Source organism: Nocardia terpenica, assembly GCF_013186535.1.
Lineage (GTDB): Bacteria > Actinomycetota > Actinomycetes > Mycobacteriales > Mycobacteriaceae > Nocardia > Nocardia terpenica.
In genome coordinates, this window is the sequence record NZ_JABMCZ010000003.1 from 1,716,747 (window position 1) to 1,730,971 (window position 14,225).

Genomic DNA, 14,225 nt, shown 5'->3' on the forward strand with positions numbered 1-14,225 from the left:
CCGGACGGACATGGCGTGGGCTGTTGTCAGTCGTTGCTGGAGAAGATTTCTCGCACCTCGCGCAACGCGTAGACGACCAGGACGTATCCGGCGACGGGGTCTGCCCACCACCAGCCGACAAGGCTGTTGAGCAGCAGGCCGAGCAACACAGCGACAGCGAGCAACCCGTCGATGAGGGTGACACGGCCTTCCGTGGCCAGGACAGGGTTGCCGAGCGCAGCGCCGGTGCGGGCCTTACCCGCAGCGAGAGCGAACATCGCAATAGCGGTGACGGCGGTCCAGGCGATTCCCAGCGGGGAGTGCTCGGGGTGGAAGCCGGTAGCCAGGACGACGGTGGATTGCGCCAGCAGATACACCGCCAGCGCGGCGAATCCAATGCCGATCACCCGCAGCGCGAAGCGTTGACGTGCTTCGCCCGTGCCGGTCAGTTCCCAGATCACAACAGTCGACGCACCGATCTCGATCAACGAATCCAGCCCGAACCCAGCCAGCGCGACCGATCGGGCGGTGAACGCGGCGACAGCGAGCACGACGATACCGACCACGTTCCACCCGAGCGTGGCGTATTCCAGCGCGAATCCTCTGCGCAGCAAGGATCGCCGGAGGGGGTCATCGAGGCTGGTCACCAGAGCAGTCTCACACGTCGGCGTGCCCATACGCACGCGGGTAGGGCACCCGTCGGTGAGGTTGGGCGATGCCTCACCTCACCACGCCGGTCTTGGCACCTCAACCCAGCAACTCTGACAACCCGAGGAAAGCGCAATGCCGATGGGAAACCGCTGCGCAAAAACGGAGAGAAACACCATGATCCGCCCACTTCGCTACGGCCGGAAGCGCAAACAAGAACGAGAACCTACATCACCACCACCACTGTCGCCAATACACGGCACCGGATCCGGCGACGAGCAATGAAGGGAAAACTGTTGTGACAAACCACAATTCGGATTCGATCACCTCTGATAGCAGCTCTGGGAAGCGGACCGTGGATGCGCGCCGAGCCCTGGAATCGGGGAGTGGACCGCAGCTGTTGCTGTGGTCGGCGGCATCGCGGCAGGCAATCGCGTTGTGTCGGCAGGACGGGCTGCCGGTCTGGCACGCCCAGTTCCGCCACGGCTTGGTCGTCGACAGTGCGGCGGCCGCCGCCGAGCTCGCCGCGTTGCAGGCGATCGTGGTGGCCGGACGCGCCTGCCGCCGCGCGGGAATCGGTGTCGCGATCCTGCATCTGGTCATTGCTGGTCAGCACGACCTGTCGATGGGAGCGATCCACGCCGCCGCGTTCGCCGAGGGCCTGCTGCTCAACCTCAGCGTCGACGACGCCGCCGCCAACCCCGCGGTCGGACATCTGAACGACCGGGCACCGATCTTCTGGCGCAGCACCAGCCTCGACCAGCTGCTCTACGACCCAGGACGGCCGCTATGACCCGCCCCGCCCGCGCGTTGATCGTGGTGATCGGGGTGCTCGCGGTCGCGGCGTGCACCAGCGGCGAACACCCGTCGGCGCACACCGCACACGACGGTGCTTGTGCCGGGCCGGGATTCACCGCACCGTTCGAGCAGGTGGACCCATGCGCGGCCGCGGGGGTCATGACCGCCGCCGTCACGGCGATCTTCAGCTACCGCCCCGCGCAGCAGTCCGATCCGCGGGCGGCGTTCCGCAGCGCGGAAGCGTTGATGGAGCCGGGGTTCGCGGCTGGTGGTGAACCGGCGGCCGTGGTGCTGGCCCCCGTCCCGGCCGTCGTCTGGCGGCACTGGCAGACCACCGGGACCTCGGTCGCGGCATCGGTGCAGGTGACCGGTGACGATCACCCCACCGATACCGCCACCGCGGCGGCCCGTGTCCTCGCGGTGCAGCTGCGCCCCAGCGACGGTGAAGCCGCGATCGGATTCGCCGCCTACACCCGGGCCAGCCGCGCGAATCCCGGTGCGGGATGGCTGGTTTCGGGAATCGAGGTGCGGCAATGAACTCGCCCGATCCGATCGCCCAGGGCGGCAGAGACTTCGCGCAGATGTTCACCCAGGCCATGCAGAGCGCGGCGATGACAGTCAATGTGCTGCAACGCTTCACCGCGGAGGGCCGCGACGGTCAGATCCACCAGCTGAAGGTCGCCGGTTACATCGACCGCGCCCGGAAAGCGCAGGAAGTCCACGATCTGGAGATCGCCGTCAAGACGGTGGAGAAACAGACGGCCGAGGACAAGAAGACCAACCAGCGCGAGACCGACGCCGCGTTCGAGCGGCGGCGCGAGGAGAAACACCAGCTCGAGCTGGAACTGGCGAAGGAGCGCAACGCCGACCGTAAGGAGGCCGACGAGGCATACCAAAGGCGGCAGGACGCGAAACATTCCCTCGAAGTGCGGGGCATGCGTGCCGACCTGAACCAGAAGGATGCGCTGCACAGCCAGAAGCTGCGCCGGGGAGGCAACTGGGCCGTGCAGGACCGGCACCTGCACGCGAAGAACGTCGCACTCGCGAACACGAAGATCGAGTTCGAGCAGCTGCGGATCGATCATCGGCGGGCGGTGCTGGGGCTGACTGAAACCCTCGAGCAGTCCGGCCGGACCGAGGCCCGAGCGGCGACCGCGGCGGCGGCGTGGGCGGCGGCGCACGCCACCGCGGACCTGTCGGAGGAACACCAGCGGTGGGCCGACGCGTTCGCCGTGCGCTACGGCGAGGACACCGGCGAGGAACCGGACACCCTGCTGAACACGGCCTCGGAGTCGGCGAGTCACGGGGCGGATACCGGTGATGCGGCCGAGCGGCCGCGGGGGGTATCGACACTGGTCGAGGCGCTGGCCGAGGTCCTCGTGTCCGGGAACAGCGACCTGGTCATTGCGAAAAACTCGCCGGGCGCGGCCGACGCGGGCCGGGGGCCCGGCTTCGCGATCGGTGAGGCGGTCTCGGTGCTGATGCCCGATGGCTCGCTGGCCGAGGTCTTTGTGCCGCCGCACCTGTCCCCGGAGCCGCACCTGTCCCCGGAACCGGACAGGACCACGGACCCGGGGCCGGAACCGCCGTCTATGGATCCGGGGGTGGAGTTATGACCGCCGGTGACCTATCCCGGGCGCGCGGTCGCGGATCTCGGCGGCTGGATGAGGTCCGGTGGGCGCCATGATCCGGCCGACTCGCAGCCAGGCGAGGGTGTTGAAGGCGATCCAGAACGCCACCGTCGACATCACCGAGGGCTCCCGCCGCATCGCCGAGTGGACGAAGAACACCGCAGAACCGGCACCGCACCGCTGGCACGAGGACATCCAGGGACGCCAAGACGTGCGCCGGTGGCTGGAATCGGCCGCGCGGGCCGGGGGAGTGCCGCAGAGATGGATCGACCACGTGCGCGAGCGCGGTGAACGTGAGCGCCCGGTGCGGTGGCGATCGGATCTGTATCTGCGGGATCCGGAGCCGGTGGACCGGGACGCGTTGCTGGGCGTGGTCGGCCGCGACATCGCGGCGATCCGCGAGATCGCGGCTCTGGGAGCCCGTTACGCCCTGGTGGGCAGTGACGCCGATGCGCAGGCGGCGTCCATCGTGGAACGGCGTCTGTACCAGCGGTGGGAACACGCCGCCATGCTCACACAACTGCTCGGCATCACGGCGGCGGAGGCCGAGCGGCTGTGGGCCACCGAGCCGGAATGGGCCGCGCGGTCCGCGCACGCGGTGTCGCGGCTGTCGCCGACTGTGGTGGGGGACCGGCTGATGGAGCTGGCATACGTCGACCGCGATATGGAACGTATTGGGCCGCAAGCGATTGCGCTGCGGGAGGCGGGGTTCACCGCACTGGCCGCCCGTCATGCGCCGCCGACCCCGGCGTACCTGGTGAGCGAGGTGAAAACCGCGCTGGCCGTGAGGGACCCGGAAGTCGGCCCCGAGCAGGAGGCCACACCCGGGCGAGATATCGAGCATGCCCTGGAAAAGGTCGGCCTGGGCGGGTCCGCCACGCCGCCGACCGCACCGGTGTTCAGTTCCGCCGCGTCGCACGAGGCCATCACCGTGACCCGTCGAGCATTCGACGCCGCACCGGTGTTCAGTTCCGCGGCCGAGCCCGAGTGGTTCGGACGGTCGGGGGATGCGGAGGTGGGATTGTGAGCGCTGCGGAACCAGCGAGAGCGGGTGCTCGCATACCACGGCACCTCGGTGGGGACCGGTGGGAGCGATGAACCGCCCGCGTCCGACCCCGGCGCAGCAGCAGATCTTGCAGGCGATCCAGAATCGGATCGCCGAGACCGCCGGGTTTTTCGATCGGGGGATGGCCCGGCAACGCAGGGTGGGCGATATCGCCGCACGGTCGTGGTATCGGGAACTGACCGCCCGGCAGGGGGTGTGTCGGCTGCTGCAGGACGCGGCGTGCGCAGGGGGCGTGCCCCGCACATGGATCGATCAGGTCCGGGCACGGGGTGAGCAGCGAATCCGGTGGCGATCGGATGTGGTGTTCGGCGATCCCGAACCGGTCGACCGTGACGGGCTGCTGGCCGCCTTGGCCGCCGACAGCGGCATGGTCCGCGATGTCTCGATCGCGGTCGCGGTGCTCGGCGAGACCGACGCCGGGACAGCGCACCGGGTGCAGCAGCGTCTGGACCTGGTGTGGGACCGCACGGTCGCGCTCAGTCATCTGCTGGACGTCACGGCCGAGGAATCCGTGCGGCTGTGGGGTGTGCACCGAGGGTGGGCGGCGCGGGCGGCGGTCTCGGTGTTATCGATGCCGCCCGGCGCGGCCCATGCCACGGTCCGCGAGTTCGCCAGCGGCGACCTGACACGCACCGGCCTGCAGGGCGCCGTGTTGCGGGCGGCCGGGCTCACCGCCGCCGTGGACCATGCTCCGCCGAGACCGGCGCATCTGGTGAAACAGATCGACGCAGCGCTGGCGCAACTCGGCGCGGTCCTGACGCAGATCAGTGACGCGGATCGGCTCGGCACCGCCACCGCGGCGAGCCCCGACAACAGCGGTGCCCGCGAGCGCAGTACGCCCGGCCCGAGCGCGTGTCGGCCTACTGAACACGCGGTCTCGGTGCTCCTGCCGGTCGACGGCGGGTCTCGCGCGTCGTATCCGTCGATCGCGGTGGAGCCGGACCTCGCGGCCGAAACGGGCGGGGCAGGCAGGCTGAAGGGCCCCGATCCCGGAGCAGAGCCGTGAGCACCACGGGTAGGCAGGTACCGCGCGGGCCGGTCGCGGGCCGCGAATACGGGGTCGGGTGGGCACGATGACGCCGCAGCGGCCTACCGCGGCTCAGGCGAAGGTCTTGAAGAGCATCCAGAACGACACCCGGGCACGCCTCGGGTGGTCCGAAGGTGCGGAGCGAGACCTTCTGCGACGTGAACTGGTGTTCGCGGGCATCGCCGGGGGAGTGCCACGGGCCTGGATTGCACACGTGCTCGAGCGTGGTCACCGAGGCGTCGAGTGGCGGTCGGATCTGTACTTGAAGGATCCGGAACCGGTCGACCGGGCCGCGCTGCTGGACGCTCTGGGACGCGATATCGGCCGGATTCACGAGGTCGTCGGCGTTGTCGCCGGTCACAGCGCGGGAGCCCCGACCGTGAACGCCCGCACGGTATCGCTCGTGCAGCGGCGCGTGCGGGTGATGTGGGACCGGGCGGTCACGCTGACCCATCTGCTGGCCGTCGCGGCCGAGGAGGCTGTGCACCTGTGGGGGACCAACCGACGATGGGCAGCAGAGGCGGCGGACACGGTATCGCGGATGCCACCCGGTGCGGTCGCGGAGCGACTCCACGGATGGGTAGCACTGGATCCCGACATGAAACGGATCGGATTGCAGGCCACAGCATTGCGTGCGGCCGGTCTCACCCCACACGCCGCGCGACATGTGCCACCCACACCCACGCAGATGGTCGGCGAGGTGAAAGCGGCGCTGGCGGACCGGAACTCGGCTGCGGAACACGCCGCGCAAGCCGCACCGGGGTGGGCCATCGAGCACGCCGTCGCCGTCGCCGGTCTCGGCGAACCGGCATCCTCGGCCACCGAGATCACGGCATCGGCCTCCGCCTCGACCGTCGGGGTCGCCACACCGGTCTTCAGCGTCGAGGCCGACGCCAACAGCGGAGCTGGCCTGTAACCAGCCCTTCGACATTCGACAAAGGAAAGGAGTATCCGGTGACCGAAACACCGTGGGCGAACGAACCGTCGTGGAAAGCCCGGCTCCTGGAACACATCCAGGACCTGTCCACGTCCGCTGTCGGCCCACACCGTCACCAGGCACTCATCGATGCCCAAGCACGTGCTGTCGCGATCGGATTGCCACCCTGGTGGATCGAACACGCCAGAATACTAGGCCGATGCGGCAGCGGACCCACCGGCACACACCGGCCGAAGAGACGAAATACGCCGCGGAACAACGCCATCGAGGCCCTGGCCGCGGACCTGTGGGAACTACAGCACGTGGCGGCGCTGGCTGCGGCCCGGCTGGAACGTCTAGCCGCCGTGGGGATCATGGTCGAGCCCGATCCCGCGCACGCCACGTTTTTCGATCAGAACATGGTGCAGCTCTGGCTACGGACCTGTGACGCGGTACGCACCATCGAACCGGACGACGCCGAACGAGAGCAACTGTGGGCCAGCGATATTCGCGGCTGGCGGCGAATCGTCGCAGCAACGGTCGACACCTACAGCGACCGGGACCTGTACCGGCGCTGGATCGCCTACGCCACCGCGCAACCGGTGAAGATCCTCACGACGTCGGCACGAGGAGACACGGCACGGCAGCAGGGCGCCCCCGCCGGACCGGACGTGTGGTGGCCACCGAAACCGGCAGACATGATCACCGCCGCGACCGACGCGCTCCGTCACCGGGTCGATCCGCCCGTCCTCGTGCCGACGGTCGACATCGAGGCCGCGATCGATGCCGCCCGCGCGAGGGCGTGGGCGGACCGCGACGGACGCGGCGCACCCGACGGCCCGATCGACGAGCGCGCGGTCGAGCCGGGATCGGAGCTCGAATTATGAGCCCCTGGAACGAGTCTCGCGATCCGGTCGATCGGGAGCTGCGGCAGGTGAACGATCTTGCGTATCAACGCCGGTGGCTGCGGGATGCGGTCGAACGAGAACAGCTGTCGCCGGTCACCCGGGCGGGGCTGCTGGCGACGGTGGAGATGGTCGACCACGCCATCGCCGATGGCAGGGCGCAGGCGCAGAACACCGGAGCTTCCCCGCGCGAGGTCGCGCTGGCCGAGTTGCTCGGGGATCAGCGTATCCAGCTGCGGGCTCTTGGCGGGCTTGCCGTCACCGAGGACTGGATGAAATCGACTGTGGGGGACTGGGTTGCCGGTGACATCGTGGAGTTGCACGAGATGGCCGCGATCGCTGCCGTGCGGTCGCAGAGGCTGCGTGGGCAGGGTGGGTCCATGGCGGTGGTCGCCGACCCTGACAACGTCACGGCGGCACGGCATCTGACCAACATGCATCTGCTCGGCGCGCAGGTCGACGCGCTAGCACATGTCCTGGAAATCAGTGACCAGGAGTGGACGTCGTTGTGGGAATGGCCGAAGACGCTGCGGCGGTCAGCGGTGCAGATCTCCGCCGAACTGTGCACCGCCATCGTGGTGGCCCGGTGGACAGAGCAGGCGTCGCCACGGCGGGAAGCCCGGGCGCGCAGTGTGCTGGAAATCCTGCGACCGGTCGCCAGCCCGCCCCGACTGCTGGCCCGGACCGGACCGACACCGCAGGAGCTGATGACCTGGGCCGAGCGAGCGCTCGCCGACCTCGCCCGGGGCACACCGGTCGACGCCGCCACACACAACGCGGCTATCGACGCCGCGTTGCCGGACGGGCCGGAGTCCCGCTGGGACGCCGCCAGCCACACCATCGATAACTCACAGTCCGGGCCGCCTGGATCCAGCGACCGGGGTATCGACCCGTGAGCAGCGACGGGCACCTAACGGGCCGCAGGGCACCTCGGCCGGACCCAGCCCCCCTCACGTCGACCACTGCGATCGAGGACGTCGGGTGGGAGGACGACAGCCACATCACGCGTGATCCGCAGGCCCGGATGCGCGGACCGAGCGACCCCGGTATCGACCCATGAATATCCACGAAGGGCTACCGGACTGTCGTGCGCGGCGCGCGGGCAGGACACAGACCTCGGCCCGCCAGACGAGATGGCAGCGGTGATGGCGCGGTCGGGGCCGATCGCGGTGCGCGGCGGGGATATTCCGGTCGAGCAGGCCGCGGTGCTGAGGGAGGTGCAGCGGCTGGCGGCCGAGGAGGCACGCCTGCACGCGGCGTCGCAAGCGCCGGGGGATTTCCGGCGGTCGGTGCAGTTGGTTGGTGAGATCAGCGCTGCCGGGCGTGCGCGCTCGATCGCGGAGATGACCGCGGAGGTCGCCGGTGTGCCGAGGGGGTGGATCGGTCGCGTGCGCCGGCTGGGACAGGCCGGACGCCTGTGGGACGACGGCCAGTTGTTGCCGGTACCACCACCGCATCCGCGGCGTCGCCGGACGGCGGAGCGAGTCGAACAGGATGCGGCACAGCTGATGCGGCTGGTGGCGGTGACGGTGGTGCGTGAGCATCGTCTCAGTGTCGATGGCAGCGTTGGTGATTCGGACCCGCAGCTGGCGCCGCGGATGCGGCGAGTGATGGATTTGTTGTGGGCGCGTGCGGGATTGACCGCGTATGCGATCGGCATGACCCCGCAGGAACGTGACCGTCTCTGGTCGATCGACGACCGCGGCTGGTGTGACCAGGTCAATGGGTTCCTGCATTTCCCCGGGGATGAACTGGACGAGATCGGGCGCATCCACGCCACCGACGACCACGTCGCGGTGCTGCGGGAGTCGGTGCGGCGGCTGCGGACCGCGACCGGTGTCGGCGGCGACCCCGCGGTCTCGAGCACCGTCACCGACCGCCTGCCAGCCCCGCCCGGGCAGATGCTGACCCGCGCCCGCGCCGCCGCGCACACCCTGCTCGCCCAGCACCGCCACTACGAGGCGACCAGCGCCGCCATCGCGGCGGCGCTGCCCGGCACCGACACGCCCACGAACACCGGCCCCGGCGACCCCGACCCCGGCATCGGGCCCGGTGTCGCACCCGGTACCGAGACCGGGCCCGACCCCTGAGCCGGTGAACCGTCGCCGAACGGGTTGATCATCAAGCCATTTCACGAAAACGGAGTTGTCATCATGACCCAACCAGAACCGGCACCGGACGCGGTGACGGTGCGGCAGTGGCAGGCCACCCTGCTACAGCAGATCCACATACTCAGCAGTGAACACGCTCGGGTGACCAGTCAGGGAACGAGCGGCTACGACGGTGCCGCCGACCCCGACCACCAGTCGCAGATGCGTGCGTACGGGGGCGAAGTGTCGGCGATGCTGGCCGAGATCGAGGACCGCGCGCGCAGGACCGGCCTGCACCCGAGAGTCATCGCCGATGTCCGAGCAGCCGGGGCCGCAGCGGGCGCCGCCGCAGCGGGTACCCGCGCCACGCCGCAGACGGCGGCGAGCCCGGGTACGGAACCCGTGGCTGCGCGCCCGGCCGCCGATGCGGCGGCGGGCTCGAGGGCGGGGGACGTGCGCCAGATCTCGCTGGATTTGATGACGCTGGATGTGTGGCAGCTCGAGGATATGGCGCTGCACGCCGCCGAGCGGCAGGCCCGGTGGGGGCGCGGTGGCGGTATGTTCGGGCACGATCCCGTGGCCGAGGCCGATTTCGCCCGCAATATGGAGCTTCGGCACGAGCGGGTCGCGACCTTTGCGCGCGCGGTGGGATTGTCCGCCGGTGAGGCCGAGTTCTTGTGGGGGGATACCGGTTTCGCGGCGCAGATGCGAGGGATGCGGGCGGCCCGATTGAAGGCGGCGGCCCGCGACGAGCTGGAATTCGGGTGGCGCGCGCACGCGCAGCCGTCGCCGGATTCGCCGACCCCGGCGACCATTCCCACCGACCCACAGACCGGATCTCCCGTGCTCGCGGGCGAGGCCGTGCTGCCGCCGTCGCCGCAGGAGTTCATCGACCGCGCGCTCACCCTCGCGGGCACGTCCGCTCTCCCGGCACACCAGCACCCCGCCGAGACGGCCGTCGACACCACCCTCGGCTACACCGGCCAGAGCTGGGACCCCGCACCCGACATCGAGACGCCCCAGCCGTCACGGTCACCGGACCTGGGCACCGAACCCTGAACCGCACACGGGGATAGAACACCACGCCTACGCAGGCGCGCCCGCCCCGGATAGGGACCTGACCCCGCGCGGCACCGCCCGGTGCGCCCGCGTTTCGCACAGGACTGCCCTCGGCTCCTCTCCGGTCGCGCGCTCGGCGCACCTGCACGACCGCCGGGCGAATCCGGCGACCGCGCAACCACATTCACCACAACCAGAAATTTCGACAGCGACCATTCGGTCGAAAAAGGAGGAGGTCGCGATGACCACCAGAGTGCATTTCGTCGGCAGCCTGCCCGCAGCGTTGCGGACCAGCCATTCCGAGGTCCTGGAGTGGTTCGTCAAACACGCTGGGCGACAGCAGCTCACAGCGGTGCCGTGTGATCTGGATCCGGGCTGGCTGATCGCCTACCTGCGCGAGCTGGCCACCCGCACCGAGGTCCTGGAACTCACTCACAGCAACGGCGCCGCCGATTACGCCGACTACGACCACATCCCGACATTGCGGCCCCGCACCGGCGTGACGCTCGAACCGGCCGATCTGGCGATGGACCGGATCGCCGCGATCGGCGACATCGTCGGCGAGTATCGGGCGCTGCAGCACCTGCGGCCCGAACTCGAGCACACCAGAGTGCAGATCAGTCAACCGAACCCGCTGGACATGAGCCTGTTCGCGTTCGCCGGTAGCTGCGTGGCGGAGGGGTTACAGATCGGGCCGGGCCTGCATCATCTGGGGCAGCTCGCGACCGCGATGCGGTTGTTGCCGGTGGTGACCGAGGCGGTGCTGGAGGAGATGGAGCGGGTGGTCGCCGCGCACGGCGACGGGATCGTCTGGCAGGTGGAATCCCCGGTGGCGCTGCTGTCGATGGTCAAGGCCGTCGAACTGCGGGCACGGTGGGCGGTGACCGGGCGGATCGCCCGGCAACTCGCGGATCTGCTGGCACGCGCTGATCGGATCGGGGCGGCGACCAGCCTGCACCTGTGCTACGGCGACCACGAGCACCAGGCCCTGCTGGCCCCGCGCGACCTGGCTCCGGCCGTGGTGTTGTTGAACGCGGTGGCGCTGCGGTTGCGGCGCTCGCGCACACCGCTGCCCGTGGTGCACATTCCCTGCGCGCATGGGGCCGAGCCCGCGCCGCTGGACCCGGAGTTCTACGCGCCGCTACACCGGCTGGATCCGGGCTGGACGGTGATCGCCGGGGTGGTGTCTGCGGCCAGCATTCCCGCCAGCATCCACGCGCTCGGCTTGTTCGAGGAGGCGGCCGGGCGCCCCGCGTACGCGGTCGCGACCGCGTGCGGGCTGGGCCGCTGCACCGTCGAAACCGCCGAGCGGGCCGCCGCCGCGACCGCGGCCACCGCCGCCAGCCGCGACGCCTAACCCCCACCGTGCGGGAAACGATCAGTGAGGATCTCCATGACCATGTCACGGCGTAGCAGTACCCGATGCCGGTGTGCCGAGGGTGAATTCGCGGCCATCGGCCACCAGCGCCTCCAGCACCTCGACCAGATGCCGAGGAGACCGCGGGGCCGGTATCGACGCGAGGCCGACGGTCTCGACCAGCACCTCGCCCAGGCCACGGCACTCGAACGGGCCCGCGTCCAGGTGCAGGACCCGCGGCATCAACGGTTGGGCGACGTCGAGGCCGCGGAATGTGACCCGCGCCAGCGCGTGATCCGCTGGCGACACCGCATCACCGCACGCACCGGGGTATTCGGGGCCGAGATCGGCGCAGTGGCACCACAATCCACGCCACCGTCACCGCAGTCGGTCCAGCCCCTCGGTGCGTTTATGGGTGTCATGGACGGCCTCCTCAGCGGCCCGGGCGCCCCGGATGCGTTCTCGCGGTGGCGGACTCGTCTGGCTGGTGATCCGTAATCGGCTGTGCTGCTGCGCTGCTGCGTCTTCGGCAGCGGTGGCTTTGACGCCGAGCCACCGGCTGCCACCTGCTTCTCGCGAGGGACATCACCCCGCCGTCCCGACCCCAAAGACCCGCCGGTACCTCCGGTGGGCACGACGGGGCCGGCGGCTCGCTTCGATTGCTGAGGCACGATGTCCGAGAACATCTTTGACAATCCCACCCCTCATGCCGCGTTCGATCGGCACCCGGTCACCGAATCGAGCGCGCGACAGGTACCCAGCGCCGCAGACACCGCTGCGCAGTGGATCGCCGAGACCTATCGCCGGACGGTCCCACCGGCATTGCGCGACGGGCCCATTCTCTACTCCTACGAGACCGACGCCGCCCAGCACGCCAGCCAAGCCGCGTGCCTGCGCGAGGTGCAGAACCTGGCAGCGATCCGGTCCGGACTCGTCGCCGGGATACCCCTCGACTACGATCACCTCGATCGCCGCCGCGCTGTGTCGGATGCGCTGGACAACGCGCGCCGGGCCGCCGAGCGGGCAGGGCTGGACGCGGCCGACATCCTCGCCGCCGAAGCACTCGGGTCGGCGGGGGTGCCATGGGTGGCGCGGCCCTCGCACCCGCTACTGGGACGGATCGAACAACTCACCACCCCGGCTGCGAGCGCGCCGACGGATAACGCCGCTCAGGTAGCCGGTCGAGAGCGCCCGGTGCGGGTAGGACATCTCGTCGAGCAGCTCCGCGAGCAGATCGAGGACCTGCGCCGTCCGCGCATCCGTCCCGGCCGACACGGCCACCAACCGGTGACGTCCCGGCCAGCGGAGAACCTGCGCACCGGAGCAGTGATCACCGACGCCGTCGACACCGCGGTCACCCCTGATCCGGCCCTGCGGTGGGAAGCGCCCGAGGTCGGTGCCGAGGACGCGGCAGCCGGGGATCGGGAGCAATCAGGACCCGAGGTCGAGCCGTGAGCTGGCCCGAGGAGCGCAGCGGGCTCACCGATCCCGCCTGGTACACCGACACGCCCGACCCGACCGAACGCGAGCTGCGCGCCGATTTCGCCCAGTACCACTACCTGACCCAGTCCGCCCGCTCTCTGCACCGGTCGGCCAACTACCTGAACCAGACCGCCGATGCGGAGAAGGCACACGAATTCGATCGACTGGCCGGGCAGCTGGTCAGCAAGTGGACCGGTCACGAGCAGCAGCACTACCGGTGGATGTGGACCGACTCCGAACGCGCAGTAGGTGCGTGGGCGCGGGACCCGAACGACACCCGGGCGGCGTTCGCCGAGGCCGAACGCCGCCGCGCCGCCGGAGATCCCCAGATGCCGGAGGACCAGTGGCGGACCGTGCAGCACGCCCGGCAGCTGACCGGGCACGCCACTACCGAGATCGCCGCCACCGAACGATCGCAGCGGCTCCTCGAAGCCGATCTCGACGTGATCGCACGCCGCGCCGCCGATGCCGAGCGAATGCCCCAGGCCGGTCCTAGCCAGGACGGACGGTCCGCGGTCTGGCGGACTCTGGGCGGGCCGCACAATCCGGTGGCAGGGGAGCCGATGGCTGAAGCGAATGCCGCGGCGGTCGTCGACGGCGTGATCGTCCCGGTGCACGCCGCACCGCAAACGCAGACTCCCCCCGAACCCCACGTCCTGGTGCCGACACAGCACACGCCTGACATCCTGGACCGCCCCGATGCCGCCGCTACGGCCAGGGATCTGCTGCATGTCGAGCTGCTGAGCAAGGTCCAGGAGCTGGCGGCCTACCACAGCGACCGCACCACGGGATTCGCAGACCCGGGCGTCGATCCGGATGCGGACCGGGAACTTATCGAGGAGCTGGCCGGGGTGGACAGCGAGCTCAGGAACGCGCGCGCGGAGGCAGTGCGCGCCGGAGTGGCACCGGAGGTCGTGGACCGTGCCACAGCACACGGCTATCAGGGCGTGTCCTGGGCGACCGAGCCCGCCGACCCACGATTGGGCCGGATAACCCAACCGGACCAGCACCCCGACCTGCACTACCCCGGCGACCAGCCTCGGTCCGTCGAACCGTCCGAATCGCCCAGAGCGGCAACCGGTATCGCTGCGGGGTTCGCGCCCGAACAGGGCGTCATCGCTGGCTTTGGCGGGCAGCGGATCAGCGACGCGGTCGACACCGTGTTTCCCGACGGTGGCGGTGGCGTGCACGACCCCGCCCCGAACCCCGCCCCGTCGCGGCCGGTGCCGGGTGCAGAGCCGGGGGTGGAGTTATGAAAACCGGTGGC

General features: G+C 70.0%; 15 protein-coding genes. 13 read left to right on the top strand and 2 right to left on the bottom strand.

Going from position 1 to position 14,225, the window contains the following annotated elements; all coding sequences use genetic code 11:
• Positions 1–26 precede the first annotated feature (26 nt).
• Complete coding sequence (locus tag HPY32_RS29570) at positions 27–626, bottom strand: cation efflux transmembrane domain-containing protein (protein WP_082870523.1); 600 nt, start codon at positions 624–626, stop codon at positions 27–29.
• Between the two features lie 356 nt (positions 627–982).
• Here HPY32_RS29570 and HPY32_RS29575 point away from each other — a divergent pair, with 356 nt between their 5' ends.
• From HPY32_RS29575 to HPY32_RS29625, 11 genes are all read left to right on the top strand, one after another.
• Positions 983–1,420: a hypothetical protein gene (locus HPY32_RS29575; protein WP_067577699.1), complete on the top strand. Its 438-nt coding sequence runs from the start codon at positions 983–985 to the stop codon at positions 1,418–1,420.
• On the top strand, positions 1,417–1,962 hold the full coding sequence (locus tag HPY32_RS29580; protein WP_067577701.1) for a hypothetical protein: 546 nt from the start codon (positions 1,417–1,419) through the stop codon (positions 1,960–1,962). The genes HPY32_RS29575 and HPY32_RS29580 overlap by 4 nt, the downstream gene beginning before the upstream one ends.
• A complete protein-coding gene (locus tag HPY32_RS29585; protein ID WP_067577703.1) occupies positions 1,959–3,041 on the top strand; it encodes a hypothetical protein in 1,083 nt (360 codons plus the stop codon). The genes HPY32_RS29580 and HPY32_RS29585 overlap by 4 nt, the downstream gene beginning before the upstream one ends.
• A gap of 67 nt (positions 3,042–3,108) precedes the next feature.
• Positions 3,109–4,083 carry a hypothetical protein gene (locus tag HPY32_RS29590; protein ID WP_067577705.1) on the top strand — a complete coding sequence of 325 codons (975 nt, stop codon included), beginning with the start codon at positions 3,109–3,111 and terminating at the stop codon, positions 4,081–4,083.
• Positions 4,084–4,150: 67 nt separating this feature from the next.
• Complete coding sequence (locus HPY32_RS29595; RefSeq protein WP_067577707.1) at positions 4,151–5,128, top strand: hypothetical protein; 978 nt, start codon at positions 4,151–4,153, stop codon at positions 5,126–5,128.
• Positions 5,129–5,195: 67 nt separating this feature from the next.
• Positions 5,196–6,065, top strand: a complete 870-nt coding sequence (locus HPY32_RS29600; RefSeq protein WP_156673820.1) for a hypothetical protein — start codon at positions 5,196–5,198, stop codon at positions 6,063–6,065.
• A 38-nt stretch (positions 6,066–6,103) separates the two neighbouring features.
• Positions 6,104–6,952, top strand: a complete 849-nt coding sequence (locus tag HPY32_RS29605; RefSeq protein ID WP_067577711.1) for a hypothetical protein — start codon at positions 6,104–6,106, stop codon at positions 6,950–6,952.
• Positions 6,949–7,866, top strand: a complete 918-nt coding sequence (locus HPY32_RS29610; protein ID WP_067577713.1) for a hypothetical protein — start codon at positions 6,949–6,951, stop codon at positions 7,864–7,866. Before HPY32_RS29605 ends, HPY32_RS29610 begins: the two co-directional genes overlap by 4 nt.
• Before the next feature lie 237 nt (positions 7,867–8,103).
• A complete protein-coding gene (locus HPY32_RS29615) occupies positions 8,104–9,060 on the top strand; it encodes a hypothetical protein (RefSeq protein WP_067577715.1) in 957 nt (318 codons plus the stop codon).
• Between the two features lie 63 nt (positions 9,061–9,123).
• Positions 9,124–10,119, top strand: a complete 996-nt coding sequence (locus HPY32_RS29620) for a hypothetical protein (RefSeq protein WP_067577717.1) — start codon at positions 9,124–9,126, stop codon at positions 10,117–10,119.
• A gap of 241 nt (positions 10,120–10,360) precedes the next feature.
• A complete protein-coding gene (locus tag HPY32_RS29625; RefSeq protein WP_067577719.1) occupies positions 10,361–11,476 on the top strand; it encodes a hypothetical protein in 1,116 nt (371 codons plus the stop codon).
• A 45-nt stretch (positions 11,477–11,521) separates the two neighbouring features.
• On the opposite strand, the gene HPY32_RS29630 is transcribed toward HPY32_RS29625, so the two are convergent.
• Entirely contained in the window at positions 11,522–11,785 is a 264-nt protein-coding gene (locus HPY32_RS29630; RefSeq protein ID WP_156673821.1) for a hypothetical protein, read from the bottom strand.
• 363 nt (positions 11,786–12,148) lie between these two features.
• Here HPY32_RS29630 and HPY32_RS29635 point away from each other — a divergent pair, with 363 nt between their 5' ends.
• Together HPY32_RS29635 and HPY32_RS29640 are read left to right on the top strand one after the other, a co-directional pair.
• Positions 12,149–12,931 (top strand): hypothetical protein, encoded by a 783-nt coding sequence (locus tag HPY32_RS29635; RefSeq protein ID WP_067577723.1) that lies wholly within the window; start codon positions 12,149–12,151, stop codon positions 12,929–12,931.
• Positions 12,928–14,214 (top strand): hypothetical protein, encoded by a 1,287-nt coding sequence (locus tag HPY32_RS29640; protein WP_067577725.1) that lies wholly within the window; start codon positions 12,928–12,930, stop codon positions 14,212–14,214. Before HPY32_RS29635 ends, HPY32_RS29640 begins: the two co-directional genes overlap by 4 nt.
• Positions 14,215–14,225: the final 11 nt, after the last annotated feature.